Raw genomic sequence first — 19,689 nt, 5'->3', positions numbered from 1 at the left:
TTCTATTAGTTTTTTGATCTATCCATGAAGGTTAGAAGAGCTAGCATTTTCTCAGATAATTCTTCACGTTCGTTGCGTGGTAGTTTAGCTAGATAGTCTAATAATTCTAGATATTGGATACCATTATGCTCTGGCTCATCAAATAATTCAGGAAGTTTTAAGTTAACAGCCTTAGAGATCCTGTCTAATTTGTTAAGCGAGATATTACTATTAACTCCACGTTCGAGTTGAGAAACTAGACTCTCACTAACATCGGCTTTTTCCGCTAATTGCTCAATGGTTAAGCCCAATGACCTTCTCTTGTCACGTATTATTTTACCGATTTCGTTTATCATTCATTTACACCTCAAATTGTTCCTTATGCAACCTTAGTTGAGAATTAAGGTGATTTGAACAGACGATAGTACATCTTTTGAGATGAAAAAAGTAATATAATATCATATAAATTTATTAATTAATTTGTTAGATTAATTTATCCAGTTTTATAGTACGTGTTACATAAAATATAAGAAAAAGAGGCAGAGAAACATGCTACAAGTTGAATTTGTACCTTATTGTGATGATGAAGATAAGAATGAAAGAAAATATATTTTTACTGAAAATTTGAATATGACCATCAATAAATTGGAAAAAGAAAATAGGAAAGTTATCGATATTGATTTTTTTAATACTAAAGATACTTCTTATGCTGCTATTAAGTATGAAGGTAGAAGCTTTAAAGATGAAGAAAATTTGATTAATAAAGAACCGTCAGGCCAGCAAAATTCAAATATTTTAGATCATAAAAATAATTTTAGAAACAATTAAACTTTTTTAGTTTTCAATTTATAAGTATTATAATATCTATTTTTTACTAATAGTGGTGTTTAAATATCTGAAAATATTGTGATAGCAAGAAAATGTAGTATATGAAGAATAAAAGGTGAAGTATAAGTATGGAACCACAATGTGTCCAAACATTGGTGGTTGTTCAAATTAGTTAGTGGGGGTATTTAAAATGGAAGGAATTTGGAAAGTAACTGATATTGACAGTAAATATGAAGTTTCAAATTTGGGCAGAATTAGGCATCGATTGATTAAAGGTCCTAATGGTGAATTGAGATATACTGTAACTCGAGCAAAAGGGTTACCAGTAAAATATGGATACTATTGGCGGGCACGTTCTCGCTCTGGAGATAGATGATTTTTAGTACCAATGTTCAAAGCAATACAGGCGACTATTATAAATAGTAACAATATCAAGAATGAATTTTGAGCACCAATGGCGGTCTTGGCAGAATAGCTGAGGCCGTTATTTGCGTTCTGTGAGAATGCAATCACGGTTGAGACAATAGAAGTTCCCACGGCACCGGCAAATTGTTGAACGGTGTTAAACATCCCGTTACCATCGGCATTTTGACTATCGTCCAGTTGTTGCAAGGCATTGGTCATCGTATTGCCCATAACTGAACCCATACCGATCATTAAGATGATGTAGATTACTAAAATTTGTATCAAGGTAAGAGATTTTCCTAGAATGTAGAACAAGGCAATTGAAATTATTTGTAGAAAGATACCAAACATGATCGGTCTTCTAGCTCCTAATTTGTCGTAAATTGTTCCGCTAAGTGGTGCTAAAATGGCTCCAATTGCGGCACCAGGTAATACGATGAGACCGGCGGTCAATGCGGTCTGTTTGTTTACTAGTTGAATGTAGTTTGGAAGAATAAAAGATATTCCCAAAGCTTCTAACTGAATTAAGAAATATGCGCCAAGATGAAGAGAGAACGATTTGTTTTTGAAAACTTGAAGATTCAGTAATGGATGTCCAACTGTAGCTGAGTGTTTTAAAAATAAGATTAAAGCGACAATTCCAAGAAAGAATGGTATCAAAAAGTTAAGCGGGGTTGTAGTAATTGAAGATAAATTACTGAATCCGATGATAATACCGACAAAGGTTATGGCGATATAAATTAAGCCTCTTACGTCAAGGGTGGTTTTGGTTGGATCAGTAACTTGCTGAATCGATAATAATCCTATTATCAAGGCAACCACGACTAGCGGGATCAAAAATAAAAAGATTCCACGCCAACCATAGGCATCAACAATCAAACCACCATATGTTGGACCGACCGCTGGAGCAATAGCAGTAACTAAGGTTCCCAATCCCATTAAAAAACCAATTTTATCTAACGGAGCCTGTTCAAGAATAATGTTGAACATTAATGGTAAGGCGATTCCGGCACCGATTCCTTGAACAACACGGCCACTGACTAATTGGATGAAGTTGGGTGCGGTGACATCTAGTGTTAGGCCGCCAATGAATAATATCGAAGCCGTCGCAAAGAGTTTCTTAGAACTAAAACTTTTTTTGAGAAATGCAGAGAGTGGCATCATGATTGATGCTATCAAAAGATAACCGGTAGTCATCCATTGAACAGTCGAAGTACTGACGTTGAACTCTTTCATTAGTGTGGGGAATGTGACATTAGTGGCAGTTTCAATGACTACTCCGCAGAATGACAGCAATCCAGTCGCAATAATTGAAAAAATTAATTTTGAGTTTAATTGACGATTCATAAAATCTTCCTTCAAGAATTATTGTTAGAATTCAAACTAACTAAGAAAGTTATAACATGGTTTCGTTGATTTATGCTAGTATAAATTGAAAGTTAGAATTTTAACAAAGGAGCAAACAATGGATAGGTTATTTGGAACGGTGATCAAGCAAGCTAACAATGCGGTTAATCGGAATGCAGAGAAATTTGCACAAACACTGGGTTTAACTAGTGTACAAATTAGTATTATTGATTATGTTTCACGTTTTGAGGATGAAGCTGATGTCTTCCAAAGGGACGTTGAGCACGAATTTAATATTCGTCGTGCAACCGCCACTAGTGCTCTGAAATTAATGGAAGAACGAAATTTAATAGTTAGAGTTTCTGTAAAACGAGATGCGCGTTTGAAAAAAATTATTTTAACGCCCAAAGCTTATGCGCTCGCTAAACAGATAAATAGTTACTTTGATATTACCGAACAAAGAATAATAAATTCTGTTGGTATAGAAAATAAAGATATTTTTCGAAACGCTTTGAAACAAGTTATTAATGAATTATCTGACTAAAATATTGAAAAGCTCCAATAGGATGACTTAAAAAGTCGATCTTATTGGAGCTTTTTTTAGTTATTGTTTCCATGCCTGTGTCATTGAATCAATCAATTGTGTAACTTGAGATTTTTGAGTTTTTAAATATGAAATGTAGAAGTCCATAGTACTGGCGTCATCACTAATTGGAATTTTGACACGATCATCATTCTGAGTAGGTAGATGATTACTAGCTTTGGAAACATTGGTACTGAAATATGGGAAGCTAGAATACTTGGTTATTTCTGTGAAGGCTTCGTATTGTTCTTGATATAAGAACTTGGCGTCAGGAATATTATCTTGAATAATTTGTTTCCAAATACCAATATCATTGATAACAATAAAACTCATGCCCTTTAATTCTTCAAATTTTACAGAATTTTTATTAGCTAAGTAAGTGAATTTATCTAAGTTGACTGATAAATGTTCACTACCAATGAATCGAGATTCAATTGAGTCGGTCATGATTTCTTGATTGGTTAAAATTGCGGCAAAACTACGATTTTCTAAATCCTCTATGACTGTATCTTGTTTTAATAAATTATCATTGATCACAGCATTATCAGGGATATCATCCAATGAATGCAGCATAATAATGGGTCCTGGAGCTACCGAGCCGACCCTTATAGTGGTGTGGCTGGCTTCATATGCTTGGACCGTATCAATAAAATTTTGATTTTGATCCAAAACCCTTTGTGCTTCTTTAGCTGCCAAAATTCCCGTTTTTGTCAGAGAAATACGATTAGGCTGACGGTCAAATATTTTAACATTTAAATCATCCTCAAGCTTTTGCATTCCTCGAGTCACAGTTGGTTGGGTCACCATCAATTCCTCGGCGGTGGCAGCCAGTGTTCCATATTTACTAAAAGTAACTAATTCCTCAAGTAAGTAGTTATCGATCATAAAATCACCTCATTATATTGCTATACGTCCAACGTATAGTAGCATGTTTATCTGGTAATTTTCAAGTGTGCGGTATCCACATATAATGAACTCATAAATCAAATACAGAGGTAAACAAATATGGATACAGTTAAATTAAATAATGGAATTGAAATGCCACAATTAGGATTTGGTGTTTTCCAAGTAACAGACTTAGAACAATGTGAACAAGCGGTCGTTGATGCAATTGCTTCAGGTTATCGATTGATCGATACAGCCGCAGCTTATCAAAGTGAATCAGCCGTTGGGCGTGCTATCAAGCGTAGTGGTGTTGACCGTAAAGAACTTTTCATCACCTCAAAGCTTTGGGTATCAGATGCTAATTATGAACGAGCAAAGAAAGGTATCGAAACTTCACTTAACAATCTTGGTGTTGATTACTTAGACTTGTACTTATTACACCAACCTTATGGGGATGTTTCCGGTGCCTGGCGTGCATTAGAAGAAGCCTACAAAGCTGGCAAGATTCGTGCTATTGGAGTTTCTAACTTTTACGCCGATCAATTGAAGAATTTGGAATTGTCGAATGAGATCAAGCCAGTAATTAATCAGATTGAAGTTAGTCCTTGGTATCAACAAAATTCAGAAGTTGATTTTAATCAAAGTGAAGACGTGCGAGTCGAAGCTTGGGCACCTTTTGCGGAAGGTAAGCATGACATCTTTACTAATGAAACTATCAAAGAAATTGCTGATAAATATAACAAGTCTAACGGTCAAGTTATTCTAAGATGGTTACTTCAACGAGGAATTGTTGTGATTCCTAAGTCAGTTCACAAGAACCGGATAGAAGAGAATATCGATGTCTTTGATTTCAAGTTAACAGATGAAGATATGAACGTCATGAATAGCCTTGATAAAGGCGAGAGCCAATTCTTCGATCATCGTGATCCTGTAACGATCGAACAAATTTTTGGAACAAGTTTGGCTCAATTAAAATAATAATTGGAGAGATAAAAATGAAAAAAGTATTAGTATTAGGCGCAAATGGACAAATTGCTAAAATCGTTGAAGATAGAATTTTAAAGGAACAACCAGATGTTGAATTGACATTGTTCTTGCGTAATAGCAGTAGATTATCAGAGTTAAGTTCAAACAAAAACGTTACTTTGATTGATGGTGATGTAACTGATTATGAAGCTGTTAATGAGGCTATGAAGGGTCAAGATATTGTTTATATCGCTTTTGTTGACCACGATGGCAACAACACGATGACGAAGAATGTTGTGAAGGCCATGAAGGAAAATGGCGTTGAACGTGTCATTGAATCCAGCTTGTTAGGTTTGTATAACGAAGTTCCTGGTGAATACGGTCGTTGGAACTACAGCATGGTTAAGGGTGGTTTGGATGCTGCAATTAACGCTGACAAATTGCTAGAAGAATCTGGTTTAACATACACAACATTACGCTTCCCATGGTTGAATGACCGCGATGAAGTTAAATATACAATTACACATAAGGATGAACAATATCTTGGTGTTTCAGGATCTCGTCAAAGTATGGCCGATGTAATTGTCAAAATCATTGCCGATCCAGACTATTTGAAGAATGATTCAGTTGGTATTGCGGATGCTGACACACAGGGTGAAGATAGACCTGTATATTAAAATATTTATAGCAGTGCAGTTTAAATAAAGTAGCTGCAATAACTACGAAGTACCCCATAATTATTAGAACTATGTCTAATAGTTATGGGGTACTTTATTTTTTAATAATATTTTGCGATTTGGATCTAAAGGTATATTCAGTTATTGCATTCTAAATTTTCTCAACTGGAAGATGCATCCCTTTCCATCCTTCAAGTGCACATGACAATTCGAATGCTTCAAATCCAGCCGACATTAATTGTAGTAATGCAACTTTGCCAAGAGTAGTTCCGGCTGTCCAGTCATAGACTACATATGTTTTTGATTTGTCCAATTCTTCAAGATGTTGAGCTAAATCTTTTGCTGGTATGGCAAGGGCACCTTTGATCTGATCCTTTTTGATTGCTGCGGGTGCGTTACGAACATCAAGTACCACATACTTTGAATTTGGTTTTTGCATATCAGCAATTACGGTATTGTGATCGATGTATAGGCTAAGATAAGTTTTTAAAAAGTCAATTTTTTCATTTTGCATTATTATTATTATTCTCCAATTGTTGTTTTAAATGTTGTGTTCCTTGATTTACTTTTTTTAAAAGTTTGTTTAGTTGTGTCACTTCGTCAGTTGACAGTGTCCCCATAATTGTTTGGACTGCTGAAAAATTGTGGGGTAGAAACTGTGTCACGATTTGTTGTCCTAATTCAGTCAATTGGATCATGGCTGAACGCTTGTCAGTGTCAGATGCTAGGCGTTGTACCCATTTTTTTGCGACTAGTCCTTTGAGTAATTTTGTGACAGTTGCTCTGGTTGCTCCCAATTTATCAGCTATCTCCGAAGGGGATAGTTGTTTTTGATTAGCTTGTCCGAGAAACATCAAGATGATGAATTTTGATTCGGTCAAATCTGAATTCGCTAAAATTTGATCGTATTGTCTTTGCATTTCTCTGTATGCCCATTGAAAATTTAAGAACAGCACAGACAATTCTGCCTCTCCTGATGACCCTGTAACTAATGAGATTCGGGCTGCATCTGGTCGATCGTTAAAATCAAAATTAGTTGAAATTATAAACACCTCCATAAAAAAAATAATTAGCCAGCTTACTATATTCGATATAATAGCAGGTATTATTTTAGAAATCAAGTCATTTAATTTAGCAAAAGGAATCAAATCGGTTTTATCGTACAAATCAACGTGTCCAGCATTGGAGACCTTGTAAAGTTCTTTTGGTTCATGTGCTACCTCATAAGCGTTATTTCAATACTATACTTTATACGTATACTATCATGTTTATCTAGTAATTTTCTTATATCTGAAATGGTCATATACTATGTTCATCGCTTGAGGATATGTACAAGAATATGGAAGTGTGAATGATGAATATTCTAAGAACTGCACATTCTTCTAGAACGAAAGAAATTAATAATCATAAAAAGGAGGATAAAATTTGAATAAAAATTTAAAATTAGGGCCTATAGTCGGAAAAATAAATGAAGTGGATATTTATGCTAATCAACTAATGCGTAAAGGTTCATCTTGGGCCGGAGGCGGGAATACACCTTCAGATGGGAATGATACCAATATTAATAATGATCCCATTAGAAAATTAACTAATACAGCCAAGAGCATAGTTATTTATTGGTCGCGTTCAGGTTCAACTGAACTTCTAGCAAGTAAAATTATTAATAAAACAAATAGTGATATTTTTGAAATCACAGTTAAAGACCCGTATCCTGCTAATTACGTAAAAACACGAGATAGGGCTAATTTTGAAAGAGAGAGTAATACACCACCTGAATTGGATTTGATTTTACCGGATTTAAGCCAATATGATACTGTTTTTCTGGGATTTCAGACATGGGCTATGACACTTAGTCAGCCAATGAAAGCATTCCTATTGGACTACGGAGATAGATTGTCTGATAAGAGAATAGCTCCATTTGAAACTCAAGGTGGCTATGGTAGTGGAGATAGTATAGATTTAATGAAAGAAATATTAAATCAAAATAATACATTCACTTCCCCACTGATTGTCGATGGTAATCGTGTGGATGATGCAAATTCTAAAGTTGAGAGATGGGTTGAAGAAGTCGAAGAATCAAAAATTTGACAAAGAACAATTTCAAGTCTATTCTCATAACCATAAATCAAAACAGGAGGTTCTTCGACATGCTTTTATCTGTTATTCAAACAAAAAACAATTGTTGTTGTGGCTTGCATTTTATGCGATCCACTAGTTTGAGTAGCTAACTTTTGTAGAAGAGCTCAATAATAGTGATATTCGTGTAGGGTGCAGATTAAATATCTGTACCCTATTTTTTGATTTTTGAGAGCATAGTATTACTTGATTCAAACGGACGTTATCTGAGTAAAAATATATACAAATAGTCTATAATAAAAATGATTATAAAAAGGGAGAAGTTACATTATGAAATTCAACACAAAACTTATTCATGGCGGTTTCAGTGAAGACCCAACAACAGGAGCCGTTTCAACACCAATTTATCGTTCATCAACCTTCCATCAACACGAATTAGGTGCTGGTCCCAAGTGGGAATATGGACGTACTGGTAATCCTACACGTGCTTCATTAGAGAAGTTGATTGCTCAAATTGAAGATGGTAAGTATGGCTTTGCCTTTGCTTCAGGTTCAGCAGCCATTCATGCGGTCTTTTCAACATTTTCAGCTGGTGATCATATTGTTGTCGGAAACGATGTCTACGGTGGAACATTCCGTTTAATAAATAAAGTCCTCAAGCGATTTGGCATGGAATTCACATCAGTAGATACTCGTGACTTTGATGCTGTTGAGAAGGCTATTAAAGATAATACCAAGGCTATTTACTTGGAAACACCAACTAATCCATTGCTGAAGATCACTGATATTGAAGGTATTTCTAAAATTGCTAAAAAGCATAATCTAGAAACAATCGTTGATAATACATTTGCCACACCATATAACCAGAATCCATTGACATTAGGTGCTGACATTGTTGTTCATAGCGCTACTAAATATCTTGGTGGACACAGCGATGTTGTTGCTGGTTTAGCTGTTACAAGCGATGATAAGATTGCGGAAGACTTGGCATTCTTACAAAATTCAATCGGTAGTGTCTTGGGACCTGATGACAGTTGGTTGTTGATGCGTGGTATTAAGACCCTTGGAGTTCGCATGCGTGTTCACGCCGATAATGCTAAGTTGGTTTATGATTATTTAGATAATAACGATAAGGTTGCTAAAATTTACTATCCAGGTAACCCAGAATCAGTCGGCTATGAAATTGCCAAAAAACAAATGCGTACTTTTGGTGCGATGATTTCATTTGAACTTCAACCAGGACTTGATCCTAAGAAATTCGTTGAGAGTTTGAAGTTAGTAGATTTGGCTGAAAGCCTTGGCGGCATTGAGAGTTTGATCGAAGTTCCAGCCGTTATGACTCACGCTGCTATTCCACGTGAGATTCGTTTACAAAACGGTATCAAGGACGAGTTGGTTCGTTTATCCGTTGGTATTGAAGATTCAGAAGATTTACTTGATGATTTGAAACAAGCTTTTGATCAAATTTAAAATCTTGGAAATTAAATAAGGATCCGATACTTTGATTGTATCGGATCCTTATTTTTGTGGTTTGAGGGTTAATTTTCAGTCAAAACCGTTTCACTTTGCAAGACGGCTTTAATTTTGCCGAGACCTTCGAGCAATTGATCTTCGCTCATAATTAGAGGAGGCAACAGCCGTAAAGTATTGTATTTGGCTGATAAAGTCAACAGTCCTTCAGTTTGTAATTTTGCAATAATATCATTGACAGCGACTTTTTTTTCATCCAAATGAATACCAATCATGAAACCAAGTCCGGATATGTCAGTAACAACATCTAGTGATTTTATTTCATCGTTAAGGAAATTCCAAACGGTTTTAGACTTAGACTGAACATCACTCAAAAATTCGGGGGTCAGCTGTTCTAGTACACCAGTAGCTGCAGCTAATGACAATTTGTTACCACCGAAGGTGGTACCGTGTGATCCGGGTCCAAATGCTGAGGCAAATTCTTTTTTTCCGATCATGGCACCAATTGGTGTTCCGTTACCCAATGCCTTAGCAAGGGTAATGATATCGGGTTTGAGTTCGAATTGTTCGAAGGCAAACTTAGTACCAGTACGTCCAATACCAGTTTGAACTTCATCCACAATTAATATAACACCGTTATTATGACAAGCTGCTTGAATTTTTAACAACCAGTCTTTGTCACCGACATTGACGCCACCTTCACCTTGAATAACTTCAAGAATCACTGCCGCAATATCAGGAGTAATTAAGTCGATAGCGTCATTGTCATTATAATTTGCGAAGACAATGTCAGGAACCATCGGTGAGTATCCGGTTTTGATATCAGGATTACCAGTCAGTGACATGGAGCCATAAGTACGCCCATGGAATCCATTGTTGAAGGCAATGACGGTTGATTTACCACTAGCCTTACGTGCCAATTTGAAAGCTGCCTCATTAGCTTCGGTTCCGGAATTACAGAAGAAGGCTAGTTGATCATCGTCACATAATTGATTGGCCACTTTGTCCTGTAATGCACTTTCATAGAGATTAGAAGTATGCCAAATTTTCGTGAGTTGACTTTCAACACTATCCTGAATAATTTTATTACTGTAACCAAAACTACAAACACCAATTCCACTTGTAAAATCTAAATAAGTTTTGTCATTATTATCTGTTAAGTAACAATCGTGTCCTTTGACTAGGTCAAAAGGGAAACGTTGATATGTTGGAAATACATGTTCCATAATAGGTTCCTCCATTTTATTGAAATTGTGTTCCGGGCTTGCATAAGTCATTTGTGATAAATGTTTGATCAACGCCGTTATTGTGGGCAGTGAAGGAAGCATTGATTTTAGGCATCATGCCTGATTTTATAATATCTTTTTTGAAAAGATCATCAGCTACGGTCTCAGTGAGTTTTGGCAGGACTTTACCTGACTTGAGAACTCCTGGGACATCGGTGATGAGAACGAGTGATTCAGCCTCCAATTGCACGGCAATCGTTGCCGCAGCCATATCGGCATTGACGTTTAACCAATGTCCGTCTGCGGTCTGAGCAAGTGGTGCTAAAACACCAATTTGATTTTTCAACTCTGTATCTAGCCAAGCTTTATTGATACCAGTGACTTTACCGACCTCACCATAAGTAGATTGGTCGAGGTATTCGCCTTGGATTAAGTGATTATCGCTGGCATTTATGCCAACAACTGGTAATCCTTTGGCAGATAGAGCCTGACACAATTTTGGTTGGACCATTCCTAGTAGAACCGCTTTGGTAACATCTAACGTTGTTTTGTTAGTAACACGAATGCCATCGATCTTTTTAACGGCCAAATGCAGCATTTCACTCCACTTTGATATTTGAGGTCCACCACCATGGATTATTAAGACATGTTTACCAGCATCCCACCAATTTTTGATTTGTGCGAAGAATGTTTCTGGTAACTGGTCGCTAGCGTTTCCACCAATTTTTATTACGATTGTTTCTTCCATCATCTACACCCCATGCTCATTTTTTGTTTAGCTTTTGTATGTGGCATTGATTCGGACGTAATTATATGTAAGATCACAGCCCCAAGCTTGACCGGATTCTGATCCGCTATTTAGGTCAACGTCAATTGTGATTTTATTATTGGATAAAGATTGTTTCATTTCTTCTTCGCTGTAGTCTGCGGCATGACTATCTTCAACAAGTGACAGTCCATTAAGCCAAATAAAGGTGTGTTCGATATCGACTGTAGCATCGGTTTGACCAATAGCGGCGACGATTCTACCCCAGTTAGGGTCTTCACCAAAGATGGCTGATTTTACTAAGTTAGAACCAACAATAGCTTTAGCAACTTTTTGACCATCGCTATGTGAAGCAGCGTTATGAACATTTACTTCGACCAACTTTGTTGATCCCTCACCATCTTCTGCGATATCCTGCGCCAGTTGACTCAAGACTTCATGAAAGGCACTGACAAATTTGGGATAATCTTGACTGTCTGTCGTTAACTCCTGATTGTTAGCCATTCCGTTAGCCATAGTCACGACCATATCGTTAGTTGAAGTATCGCCATCAACCGTGATTTGATTAAAAGTAGAATCTACTTCTGTATTGAGTATCTGTTGTAAGAGTCCATCTTGAATATTTGCATCGGTCATGACGAATCCTAACATAGTTGCCATCTTAGGATGAATCATACCTGATCCCTTACAAAAACCACTAATAGTAACGATTTTGTCATCTATATTCAGTTGAACACTGATAGTTTTAGTATGTTTGTCAGTTGTTAGAACAGCACTTGTAACATTAGTATTGTCAGTCAATTCAAGTTGATTGATGCCATTTTTGATAATATCCATTGGTAGGTTCTCACCAATCAAACCAGTGGAGGCAACACCGACTAATTCGGGTGAGATACCTAATTTTGCAGCGGTCAATTTTTGAGTAGCCAAAGCATCTAGTTCACCTTGGTGACCAGTACATGAATTAGCGATAGCACTATTCATGATGATGGCTTGTAGCTGATGGTCTTGATTGATCGTTTGTTTAGTCAATTTAGTAGGGGCAGCTTGGAATTGGTTAGTTGTATAAGTTCCAGCAGCTTGGGCAGGAATTTCTGAATAGATCCAGCCCATATCTTTTTTGACCTTACGAAGTCCAGCGTGGAGGCCGTCTGAGTAATAACCATTGGGCCAAGTGAAGTCGATAATTTGATATTTGTTAGTGTTGTTTTTAATTTCAAGCATAAAAAAATCCTCCTAATTTATGGTAGAACAGGCGTTAGATCTAAGCCTGCGTCTGGCGCGAAATCAAACATTTGGTTAAAGTTTTGAATCGCTTGTCCAGCTGCACCTTTTAGGAGGTTATCAATTACACTGACTATTACGATTTGATGGGTAACAGGGTTTAGTTGATAACCGATGTCACAGAAGTTAGTTCCGACAACTTGTTTCAAAGTTGGGAAAACTCCTTCAGTAGCATTCACAAAGGTGTCATCTGAATAAGTTCGGACAAAAGCGTCTCGTACGTCATCTTCAGTTATGTCAGGTTTTGCCTTTGCGTAGCAACTGGCCATAATTCCACGTGTCAGTGGTAATAATGTTGTTGTGAACTGAATATAAGGTACATCTTTGTCCCAAAGCTTTAATTGTTGAACGATTTCTGGAATATGTTGATGTTGGTTTACCTTATACAGTTGCAGATTTTCATTTGTTTTAGTGAAATGTGTCATATCGTTTGGTTTCTTGCCAGCTCCGGAAGTACCAGATTTGGCGTCTACAACAATCGAAGTTGGGTCGATGATCTTATTTTGTAACAATGGTGCTAGAGCCAGCAGAGTTGCTGTAGCGTAGCAGCCAGGATTACAGACATAAGTCTGACCCTTGGAAGATACAAAGTCAGTCAAGCCATAAAACGACTTTTGTAGATATTCAACTGCGGGAGCGGGTTTGTTGTACCACTTCTCGTAAGTTTTTTGTGATTTCAAACGATAATCACCGGCCAAGTCGATTACGGGAAAATCAGCCTCGATAAATGGTTTGGCTGATTCAGTAGTAACGCCGGCCGATGTGGCAAAGAACACTAATTGATTATTCTTCATGATATCAGCAGGATCATAAGGCAAAATGTCAGCTTGTGATCGCAATTGTGGTAATATCTCATTCAAAGATTGTGCTACCTTGTTTGCGTGTCCGTATAAGTTGACATGATCAACGTTAGGATGTCGTCGAAGGAGTTCAAATAATACACTCCCGCTATAGCCGGTAACTCCGACAAGTCCAACATTCATTTGCTATCATCCTTTCTCGATGTGTGAAGTTTGATCATTTCCATTTGTTCGTTGGAAATTAATAAACACAATACTCTTACATTTTTAATAAAATAAGCGTTTTTTTAATGTAGATTATAAATATTTTAATTTAAGACGTAAAAAAGACACCTCCGTAGTGGTTACGAAAGGTGTCTAATTTGTCTACATTAAAAATACTCAAGTAGATCCTGTTCTTTTAATTTTGCCTTAGCTTCATTGTCGAGGTCTAAGACAATTTTGCCTTTCTTCAAGATAATCAATCGATTCCCATATTTAACAGCTTCAGTTAAGTTGTGAGTGACCATTAAGCAAGTTAATTTCTTTTCGATGATAACTTTATTGGTAAGTTCCATCAGTTCTTGACTAGTTTGAGGATCTAGTGCGGCAGTATGTTCATCAAGCAATAGTAATTCAGGTTTTTGAATGATTGCCATCAAAAAACTTAACGTCTGACGTTGTCCACCGGATAACTTGTCTGTAAAAGTATTTAGACGATTATCAAGTGTTGGCAAGTCCTTAGTGAATGATGCAAATTCTTTCATATGATCATTTAATTTACGTAAACGTAGTCGGCGGGGAAGTCCACGGCGTTTGGCCAATAGTAAGTTTTCAGCAACGGTCATACGAGGAGATGTTCCAAGTTTGGGATCCTGATAAACTCGGCTGATGTAGCGACTCCTTTTGGCAAGATTAGTTGATGTGATGTCGTCACCATTGAGTAAAATTTTGCCGGAGCTTAATGTGTTAGCGCCAGTAATAGCATCTAGCAGAGTTGATTTACCTGCACCATTGGTACCGAGTACAACGATAAAGTCTTGGGGGTTGATCGATAGGTTGATACCGTCCAAGATATTTAGTTCTTGATTGTCGTTACTAATAGTTTTTATAGCATTGTCGATTTCTAATAATGATTTCATTTACTCTTGACCCCGTTTCTGAAAGCTTGGAAGAATTGTGCCCTGATAGTTGGTAGTGCAAGGCATAGTGCTAAGATAATGGCTGAAATTAATTTCAAATCATTCGTGTTAAAGCCTAATTGAAGAACGATCATCAGAATTAAACGATAAACGATGGAACCAATTACGATCGTAACAAGTCTGGCACTGAGTGAAACGTCAGGATAGATAACTTCACCAATAATAATAGCTGACAGGCCGATAACGATAGAACCGATTCCCATGTTTACATCCGCGAAACCATTTTGTTGCGCAATAAGACCACCAGTTAAAGCAACGATACCGTTTGAAACCATAATACCGATGAATTTCATCATGGTAGTGTTGATACCCATTGAAGCAGCCATTGTTTCGTTGTCACCAGTTGCAATAACAGCTTGGCCTTTTTCTGTGTTGAGGAAGACGATCAAGAGAAATGTAATAATAGCGATGATGACGATGCCTAGGAAGATTCCGTTGAAGTTAACCGGTAATTTGTCTAATCCGTAACGATTGAAGATATTGTCAGATTTAGTTAAAGACATATTGGCTTTACCAAGAATACGCAAATTGACTGAGTATAACGCCGTCATAGTTAAAATTCCAGCTAACAAACTAGGAATGTGGAGCTTAGTATACATGAAGGCTGTTGCAAACCCAGCTAGTGAACCGAAGATAAATGCGATAAGTAATGCTAGTTCTGGTGAGTAACCGTGTTGAATGAAGATGACCGCAGTGACGGCACCGAGCGGAAAACTGCCTTCGACAGTCATATCGGGGAAGTCAAGAATTCTAAATGTTATGAAGAGGCCAATAGCCATGATAGCCCAGATGAAGCCCTGGCTGATAGTTGATATTATTAGATTCATTTGATGATCTTCCCTTCTTTTTGAGCTCGTTTGATAACTGATTCTGGGAACATGATGTTAAGTTTTTTGGCTTGCTTCTCGTTCAAAATCAAATGGCCTTTTTTGATAAATGTGACAGGCATTGTAGCTGGTTTGCCTTTACCGCGAAGAATCTTAACGACATCCTCACCAGTTTGTTCACCCAGCTCATATTGGCTTAATCCATATGTAGCGAGTCCGCCGTCAGAAACCATGGTTGTTGCGGCTGGAAAGACTGGAACACCTTGTTTAGCAGCGATGCTTGATAGAAGTTTCATACCACTAGCAACTGTGTTGTCAGTTGGAACGAAGATAGCTTGTACTTTTTGTGAAAGACTAGTTGATACTTGTTCTAAGTCATTAACGTTACTGATACTTGATACAGAAACATTCATACCTTGTTTAGCAGCTAGTTTCTTCATCTTCTTCATTTCAGTGGTAGCTGACATATCACTGGAAGTATAGATGATACCGATATTTTTAAGATCAGGCATGATTTCTTTGATCAACTTAAGTTGACTGTCTAGTGGAGCTTGATCAGATACACCAGTGATATTGCCGCCTGGTTTGGTATTGCTGGGGATGATCCCGAAGCCTTTAGGATCGGTAACAGCACCCATGACGATAGGAATAGTTGAAGTAGCGTTTTTTAGTGATTGAACTGATGGAGTTGCTATTCCGACAGCAACATCAACGTTGTCTTGAACGAATTGTTTACTGATAGTTCTTAGATTGCTCTGATCCCCTTGAGCATTTTGGAATTCGATCTTGATGTTTTTACCATTGATATAACCGTGTTTCTTCAATGTATCATCAAGCCCTTTATTGATTTGATCTAAGGCTGGATGGGACATCAATTGCAAAACTCCGACCTTCGGAATCTTGTTTTTAGCAACGGTTTCGTTATGGCCTGTGTAGAAGAAGGCGAATATCAAAAAGGCAAATAAGAAAATAATAGTTCCGTATAAACGTTTCATATGTTTCATTTTTTCTCCCCCGTGATTCTCATATTAAATATTATAGAAAACAAAAAGACAATCTCATAGCTTGTGAGATTGTCTTGGACAAAAAAATCCCACATGGATTTTATCTAGAAATTCCATGTGGGCTTAAGTTTTTAATTAAACTAGTTTAATAAGCCGACACGGATATGATCCTCTTCAGGTCACATCCATACCGGATCAACCTGAATTATCGGCTTTGCCAACGCTTGTTAACGATGTTTAGAGAAATAGTATTTTTCATGATAAAAATCTCCTAACGTTTTCTTCAGCTAAAATTCAGTTGAGTAGTTGATGTCAAAAATCATATTTCAAACTGAAATGTTTGTCAACGGTTTAATCAAAATATCTTGATATAATCATAAAACACTTTGATAATTAAAAGACGTGGAACCTTTATTTGATAAGGATTATACTGGCTTTGCATTGACGTTAATTATTTTTTTAAATATCTTTTAATGAACGCCGAGGATATGATATTTTTAACTAGATTACTAAATAATGTTAAGTAGTGATATTATTGAATAATAATTTGAGTGGTGAAATCATGAAAAAAAAATATTTACGGATATGTATTGTTATAGTTATCGCAATTCTTGCGGTGATTTTTACTGAATTCGATGCATTTCTATATAAAGATCCAATTATTAAAGTTGAAAATATTAAGACGTTGGAAAAGAGCAAGAACACTGATCAATATAAGAATACAGATACCCAAGTAACTCAACGAGTTACTGGTAGGTTCTTGAATACTGCTAAGCGCGGACAAAAAATATCGTTGAAAAATACTTATTATCGATCACAGTTGACTGATCAAAAATATCGAGTCGGTCAACAAGTAATGCTGACGAAGACTGGCAAACATTATTCGATTAACGATGTTAAGCGAGACACGGTCTTAGTCTTTACAATTGGACTGGTAATGGTCTTATTATTCTGTATGCAATTTAGTCGAGGTAAGTTATTGACGAGCGTCTTATTGAATTTGGTTGTTTATTATGGATTTATGAAGATGTTGATCAATACCCACAATAGTATTTTGTTATTGATGACCGTTATAACGGCGTTACTTATTTCAGGAATTGCCCTAATAGTCATTCTAGGTCCAACGTCAGATGCACTAATGGCATATTCAAGTACGGTTATTTCCACTACCGTTTCAATCTTATTAAGCGTTCTATTGTTGAATCTATCTAATAATAGTGGAGTTCACATGGAACTGACAGACTTTGGATTGCAACCGTATTTTAGTGTCTTCATATCTCAAGTTATATTCAGTGTTCTGGGTGTTATCTTGGATGAAACAATGGATATTTCGTCATCACTGATTGAGATGAAAAAAGAAATCTCTGATGTATCTGAAAAAACATTGTTCAAATCTGGAATAAATATTGGTCGTGAACTAATTGGTCCGCTGATCAATATTCTATTATTTATTGTAATTGCAGAGCATTTAAATGTGGTTTTACTATACTTGAGCAATGGCAATTCAATTAATTATACTTTTGAAATGACCTTAAGTTTGGGATTGGCACAATTATTGATCAGTGGGATTGGAATCGTTCTGACAGTTCCGATAACTAGTTTCATTGCTAGTAAAGTAATTACAAGGAGGACTGTCTAATGCTGTACTTATTAGGAGCTTTTGTAATTTTATTACTACTTGTAGCAGGTAGTCGTGGTCTGTCACTTTTGTTTGGTTTAGGAATAAATATTATTTCAATCGTAGCATTATTGATTTTGATTGCTGATGGATTCAATGTTTTAATAACTACTGCGATTGTTTCGGTTATTATTTTGATTGTAGCAATATTTATGAACGTGGAGAATCCTAGTACTGCCAACATCGCATTTAAGACATCATTATTGATTATGGTAGTTATAGTTCTAATCACGATACCGATTGAATATTGGGCCAGTGCGCAAGGTATGGGAGTGGAGGATCAGGAAGAACTAGAGGGATTTTCGCTTGCTGCGGGTGTTTCATTCCCTCAATTAGCAGTGGCAATTATCGTTGTTAATAGTTTGGGTGTTATATCTGAAACCAGCGTCGCTATTACTAGTGGTTTGAATGAAATTGTCGAGAATAAGCCGACGTTGACGCCAACAGAAGTATTCAATGATGGATTCTCAGTTGGTAATCGGATTTTGAGCACACAGACCAATACTTTACTATTTAATTTTTTTGCAACAACTTTTCCGCTATTCTTTTTAATTCATTCATTGAATGACAATGTGGGTGAAATTATTAACGATAAGTTGGTGGTGGCAGAAGTCATAACGATGCTGATATGTGCAATTGGTGTTATATTAACTGTTCCGATTACTTCTTATCTTGTGTATCGGAGAGTAAAGAACAAGTCTAGTAAAGAGAGAATATAATATGTTCACGATCTCGGAAGATAAATTTCGCAGGTCGTTTTTTTGTATATAATATGTATACTCAAAATAGCGTAATTTATTTTATAAATTATGCTATTTTATGCTAAACTTTATTTGATTAAACAAGTAATTAAATATAATGATTATTTTGATATTAGGATATTCCTAATACAACGGAGGAATGACCATGATAAAAATGATAGCAACAGATATGGATGGCACTTTTTTAGATGATTACAAGGAATTTGATAATGATCATTTTGATTTTTTGAATACCAAATTTGAAAAAGAGAATATCAAATTTGTAGTAGCTAGTGGCAATCAGTATCAGCAATTACTTCATTATTTTAATAATGACTATTCAAATCAGACCTATATTGCTGAAAATGGCGCATTGATAATTAATGACGGTAAAATAATTTTTGAAAAAATATTAACCAAAGAACAATTATCCAATATTCTGACATTACTTAGTAAAATAAAAATACTTAAAGGGGCAATAGTTGTTTTGTCTGGGAGAAAAGGAGCATATGTTGCAAATTCAATTTCGGAAAAATCTATGAAAGAAACAAGAAAATATTATCAAAATATTATTAAGGTCGATGATTTGAAAAATGTCGATGATAAGATTTACAAAGTTTCATTGAATTGGATAGATCAGGATACGATGAACAAAGAAAATGTATTAAATGCAGAAGTCGGTGATGTACATATTACTTCTGGCGGGTTTGGTGGTTTGGATATAGTACCTGAAAACATTAATAAGGGAACAGCTCTTGAGTATTTACAAGATCTTTGGAATATCGATAAAGGTGATACCGCTGCTTTTGGCGATAATTACAATGACTTTGAATTATTGAATACCTGTGATTTTGGGTTTGCTATGAAGAATGCTAATGAATATATTTTGAATAGTAGTAAGTATGTAACTGAATTCGATAATAATGATGATGGCGTGTTGCGTACGATTGATATGTTGGTATAAAAC

22 protein-coding genes are annotated in these 19,689 nt (G+C 36.2%); 10 read left to right on the top strand and 12 right to left on the bottom strand.

The features are described 5' to 3' along the window. Positions 1–5: 5 nt before the first annotated feature. Complete coding sequence (locus tag EKM68_RS04140; RefSeq protein ID WP_125588401.1) at positions 6–335, bottom strand: helix-turn-helix domain-containing protein; 330 nt, start codon at positions 333–335, stop codon at positions 6–8. A gap of 193 nt (positions 336–528) precedes the next feature. Here EKM68_RS04140 and EKM68_RS04135 point away from each other — a divergent pair, with 193 nt between their 5' ends. Continuing rightward, positions 529–807 (top strand): hypothetical protein, encoded by a 279-nt coding sequence (locus tag EKM68_RS04135; protein ID WP_125588400.1) that lies wholly within the window; start codon positions 529–531, stop codon positions 805–807. 190 nt (positions 808–997) lie between these two features. Next, a complete protein-coding gene (locus EKM68_RS04130) occupies positions 998–1,183 on the top strand; it encodes a hypothetical protein (protein WP_125588399.1) in 186 nt (61 codons plus the stop codon). Here the strand turns inward: EKM68_RS04130 and EKM68_RS04125 are convergent. Continuing rightward, positions 1,147–2,559, bottom strand: coding sequence for a DHA2 family efflux MFS transporter permease subunit (locus EKM68_RS04125; protein WP_125588398.1), 1,413 nt, complete (start codon positions 2,557–2,559; stop codon positions 1,147–1,149). The genes EKM68_RS04130 and EKM68_RS04125 overlap by 37 nt on opposite strands. Before the next feature lie 118 nt (positions 2,560–2,677). Here EKM68_RS04125 and EKM68_RS04120 point away from each other — a divergent pair, with 118 nt between their 5' ends. Next, on the top strand, positions 2,678–3,103 hold the full coding sequence (locus EKM68_RS04120) for a MarR family winged helix-turn-helix transcriptional regulator (RefSeq protein WP_125588397.1): 426 nt from the start codon (positions 2,678–2,680) through the stop codon (positions 3,101–3,103). A 60-nt stretch (positions 3,104–3,163) separates the two neighbouring features. Here the strand turns inward: EKM68_RS04120 and EKM68_RS04115 are convergent, their stop codons facing one another. Continuing rightward, a complete protein-coding gene (locus tag EKM68_RS04115; RefSeq protein WP_125588396.1) occupies positions 3,164–4,027 on the bottom strand; it encodes a LysR family transcriptional regulator in 864 nt (287 codons plus the stop codon). A gap of 120 nt (positions 4,028–4,147) precedes the next feature. On the opposite strand from EKM68_RS04115, the gene EKM68_RS04110 reads away from it, so the two are divergent. After that, positions 4,148–5,005, top strand: a complete 858-nt coding sequence (locus tag EKM68_RS04110; protein WP_125588395.1) for an aldo/keto reductase — start codon at positions 4,148–4,150, stop codon at positions 5,003–5,005. A 17-nt stretch (positions 5,006–5,022) separates the two neighbouring features. Continuing rightward, on the top strand, positions 5,023–5,670 hold the full coding sequence (locus tag EKM68_RS04105; RefSeq protein WP_125588394.1) for an NAD(P)H-binding protein: 648 nt from the start codon (positions 5,023–5,025) through the stop codon (positions 5,668–5,670). A 151-nt stretch (positions 5,671–5,821) separates the two neighbouring features. Here EKM68_RS04105 and EKM68_RS04100 read toward each other — a convergent pair whose 3' ends face one another. Both EKM68_RS04100 and EKM68_RS13665 read right to left on the bottom strand, forming a co-directional pair. Beyond that, positions 5,822–6,184 (bottom strand): rhodanese-like domain-containing protein, encoded by a 363-nt coding sequence (locus tag EKM68_RS04100; protein ID WP_125588393.1) that lies wholly within the window; start codon positions 6,182–6,184, stop codon positions 5,822–5,824. Beyond that, on the bottom strand, positions 6,174–6,836 hold the full coding sequence (locus tag EKM68_RS13665) for a MarR family winged helix-turn-helix transcriptional regulator (protein ID WP_225422960.1): 663 nt from the start codon (positions 6,834–6,836) through the stop codon (positions 6,174–6,176). The genes EKM68_RS04100 and EKM68_RS13665 overlap by 11 nt, the downstream gene beginning before the upstream one ends. Positions 6,837–7,095: 259 nt before the next feature. On the opposite strand from EKM68_RS13665, the gene EKM68_RS04090 reads away from it, so the two are divergent. Then, a complete protein-coding gene (locus EKM68_RS04090; RefSeq protein WP_225422959.1) occupies positions 7,096–7,758 on the top strand; it encodes a flavodoxin family protein in 663 nt (220 codons plus the stop codon). Between the two features lie 318 nt (positions 7,759–8,076). Further along, on the top strand, positions 8,077–9,216 hold the full coding sequence (locus EKM68_RS04085; protein WP_125588392.1) for a trans-sulfuration enzyme family protein: 1,140 nt from the start codon (positions 8,077–8,079) through the stop codon (positions 9,214–9,216). 68 nt (positions 9,217–9,284) lie between these two features. On the opposite strand, the gene EKM68_RS04080 is transcribed toward EKM68_RS04085, so the two are convergent. The 7 genes from EKM68_RS04080 to trpX form a co-directional block, all read right to left on the bottom strand. After that, complete coding sequence (locus EKM68_RS04080; RefSeq protein WP_125588391.1) at positions 9,285–10,442, bottom strand: acetylornithine transaminase; 1,158 nt, start codon at positions 10,440–10,442, stop codon at positions 9,285–9,287. A 16-nt stretch (positions 10,443–10,458) separates the two neighbouring features. Next, positions 10,459–11,190 (bottom strand): acetylglutamate kinase, encoded by a 732-nt coding sequence (gene argB, locus EKM68_RS04075; protein ID WP_125588516.1) that lies wholly within the window; start codon positions 11,188–11,190, stop codon positions 10,459–10,461. A 27-nt stretch (positions 11,191–11,217) separates the two neighbouring features. Continuing rightward, the gene (argJ, locus tag EKM68_RS04070) at positions 11,218–12,432 is read right to left on the bottom strand and encodes a bifunctional glutamate N-acetyltransferase/amino-acid acetyltransferase ArgJ (RefSeq protein WP_125588390.1); all 1,215 of its coding nucleotides are present in this window, start codon (positions 12,430–12,432) and stop codon (positions 11,218–11,220) included. 17 nt (positions 12,433–12,449) lie between these two features. Continuing rightward, complete coding sequence (gene argC, locus EKM68_RS04065) at positions 12,450–13,475, bottom strand: N-acetyl-gamma-glutamyl-phosphate reductase (RefSeq protein WP_125588389.1); 1,026 nt, start codon at positions 13,473–13,475, stop codon at positions 12,450–12,452. Between the two features lie 188 nt (positions 13,476–13,663). Then, complete coding sequence (locus tag EKM68_RS04060; RefSeq protein WP_125588388.1) at positions 13,664–14,413, bottom strand: ABC transporter ATP-binding protein; 750 nt, start codon at positions 14,411–14,413, stop codon at positions 13,664–13,666. Then, on the bottom strand, positions 14,410–15,300 hold the full coding sequence (locus EKM68_RS04055; RefSeq protein ID WP_125588387.1) for an ABC transporter permease: 891 nt from the start codon (positions 15,298–15,300) through the stop codon (positions 14,410–14,412). Before EKM68_RS04055 ends, EKM68_RS04060 begins: the two co-directional genes overlap by 4 nt. Beyond that, positions 15,297–16,295, bottom strand: a complete 999-nt coding sequence (trpX, locus tag EKM68_RS04050) for a tryptophan ABC transporter substrate-binding protein (protein ID WP_164509355.1) — start codon at positions 16,293–16,295, stop codon at positions 15,297–15,299. Before trpX ends, EKM68_RS04055 begins: the two co-directional genes overlap by 4 nt. 571 nt (positions 16,296–16,866) lie before the next feature. On the opposite strand from trpX, the gene EKM68_RS04045 reads away from it, so the two are divergent. The 3 genes from EKM68_RS04045 (at position 16,867) to EKM68_RS04035 (ending at position 19,686) form a co-directional block, all read left to right on the top strand. Continuing rightward, the gene (locus EKM68_RS04045; RefSeq protein ID WP_125588385.1) at positions 16,867–17,943 is read left to right on the top strand and encodes a YibE/F family protein; all 1,077 of its coding nucleotides are present in this window, start codon (positions 16,867–16,869) and stop codon (positions 17,941–17,943) included. After that, positions 17,943–18,701, top strand: coding sequence for a YibE/F family protein (locus EKM68_RS04040; RefSeq protein WP_125588384.1), 759 nt, complete (start codon positions 17,943–17,945; stop codon positions 18,699–18,701). The genes EKM68_RS04045 and EKM68_RS04040 overlap by 1 nt, the downstream gene beginning before the upstream one ends. Positions 18,702–18,888: 187 nt before the next feature. Continuing rightward, positions 18,889–19,686 (top strand): Cof-type HAD-IIB family hydrolase, encoded by a 798-nt coding sequence (locus EKM68_RS04035; RefSeq protein WP_164509349.1) that lies wholly within the window; start codon positions 18,889–18,891, stop codon positions 19,684–19,686. Positions 19,687–19,689 lie beyond the last annotated feature (3 nt).

The organism is Companilactobacillus jidongensis (assembly GCF_003946575.1).
In the GTDB taxonomy this organism is placed as follows: Bacteria; Bacillota; Bacilli; order Lactobacillales; family Lactobacillaceae; genus Companilactobacillus; species Companilactobacillus jidongensis.
The sequence above is the reverse complement of the archived record's forward strand: the minus strand, read 5'-3'. Positions and strand labels throughout refer to the sequence as shown.

What these genes read in the sequence shown, in the direction of transcription:
- EKM68_RS04140 (WP_125588401.1), bottom strand. Translation starts at nt 335, where the DNA reads ATGATAAACGAAATCGGTAAAATAATACGTGACAAGAGAAGGTCATTG.
- EKM68_RS04135 (WP_125588400.1), top strand. Translation starts at nt 529, where the DNA reads ATGCTACAAGTTGAATTTGTACCTTATTGTGATGATGAAGATAAGAAT.
- EKM68_RS04130 (WP_125588399.1), top strand. Translation starts at nt 998, where the DNA reads ATGGAAGGAATTTGGAAAGTAACTGATATTGACAGTAAATATGAAGTT.
- EKM68_RS04125 (WP_125588398.1), bottom strand. Translation starts at nt 2,559, where the DNA reads ATGAATCGTCAATTAAACTCAAAATTAATTTTTTCAATTATTGCGACT.
- EKM68_RS04120 (WP_125588397.1), top strand. Translation starts at nt 2,678, where the DNA reads ATGGATAGGTTATTTGGAACGGTGATCAAGCAAGCTAACAATGCGGTT.
- EKM68_RS04115 (WP_125588396.1), bottom strand. Translation starts at nt 4,027, where the DNA reads ATGATCGATAACTACTTACTTGAGGAATTAGTTACTTTTAGTAAATAT.
- EKM68_RS04110 (WP_125588395.1), top strand. Translation starts at nt 4,148, where the DNA reads ATGGATACAGTTAAATTAAATAATGGAATTGAAATGCCACAATTAGGA.
- EKM68_RS04105 (WP_125588394.1), top strand. Translation starts at nt 5,023, where the DNA reads ATGAAAAAAGTATTAGTATTAGGCGCAAATGGACAAATTGCTAAAATC.
- EKM68_RS04100 (WP_125588393.1), bottom strand. Translation starts at nt 6,184, where the DNA reads ATGCAAAATGAAAAAATTGACTTTTTAAAAACTTATCTTAGCCTATAC.
- EKM68_RS04085 (WP_125588392.1), top strand. Translation starts at nt 8,077, where the DNA reads ATGAAATTCAACACAAAACTTATTCATGGCGGTTTCAGTGAAGACCCA.
- EKM68_RS04080 (WP_125588391.1), bottom strand. Translation starts at nt 10,442, where the DNA reads ATGGAACATGTATTTCCAACATATCAACGTTTCCCTTTTGACCTAGTC.
- argB (WP_125588516.1), bottom strand. Translation starts at nt 11,190, where the DNA reads ATGGAAGAAACAATCGTAATAAAAATTGGTGGAAACGCTAGCGACCAG.
- argJ (WP_125588390.1), bottom strand. Translation starts at nt 12,432, where the DNA reads ATGCTTGAAATTAAAAACAACACTAACAAATATCAAATTATCGACTTC.
- argC (WP_125588389.1), bottom strand. Translation starts at nt 13,475, where the DNA reads ATGAATGTTGGACTTGTCGGAGTTACCGGCTATAGCGGGAGTGTATTA.
- EKM68_RS04060 (WP_125588388.1), bottom strand. Translation starts at nt 14,413, where the DNA reads ATGAAATCATTATTAGAAATCGACAATGCTATAAAAACTATTAGTAAC.
- EKM68_RS04055 (WP_125588387.1), bottom strand. Translation starts at nt 15,300, where the DNA reads ATGAATCTAATAATATCAACTATCAGCCAGGGCTTCATCTGGGCTATC.
- trpX (WP_164509355.1), bottom strand. Translation starts at nt 16,295, where the DNA reads ATGAAACGTTTATACGGAACTATTATTTTCTTATTTGCCTTTTTGATA.
- EKM68_RS04045 (WP_125588385.1), top strand. Translation starts at nt 16,867, where the DNA reads ATGAAAAAAAAATATTTACGGATATGTATTGTTATAGTTATCGCAATT.
- EKM68_RS04040 (WP_125588384.1), top strand. Translation starts at nt 17,943, where the DNA reads ATGCTGTACTTATTAGGAGCTTTTGTAATTTTATTACTACTTGTAGCA.
- EKM68_RS04035 (WP_164509349.1), top strand. Translation starts at nt 18,889, where the DNA reads ATGATAAAAATGATAGCAACAGATATGGATGGCACTTTTTTAGATGAT.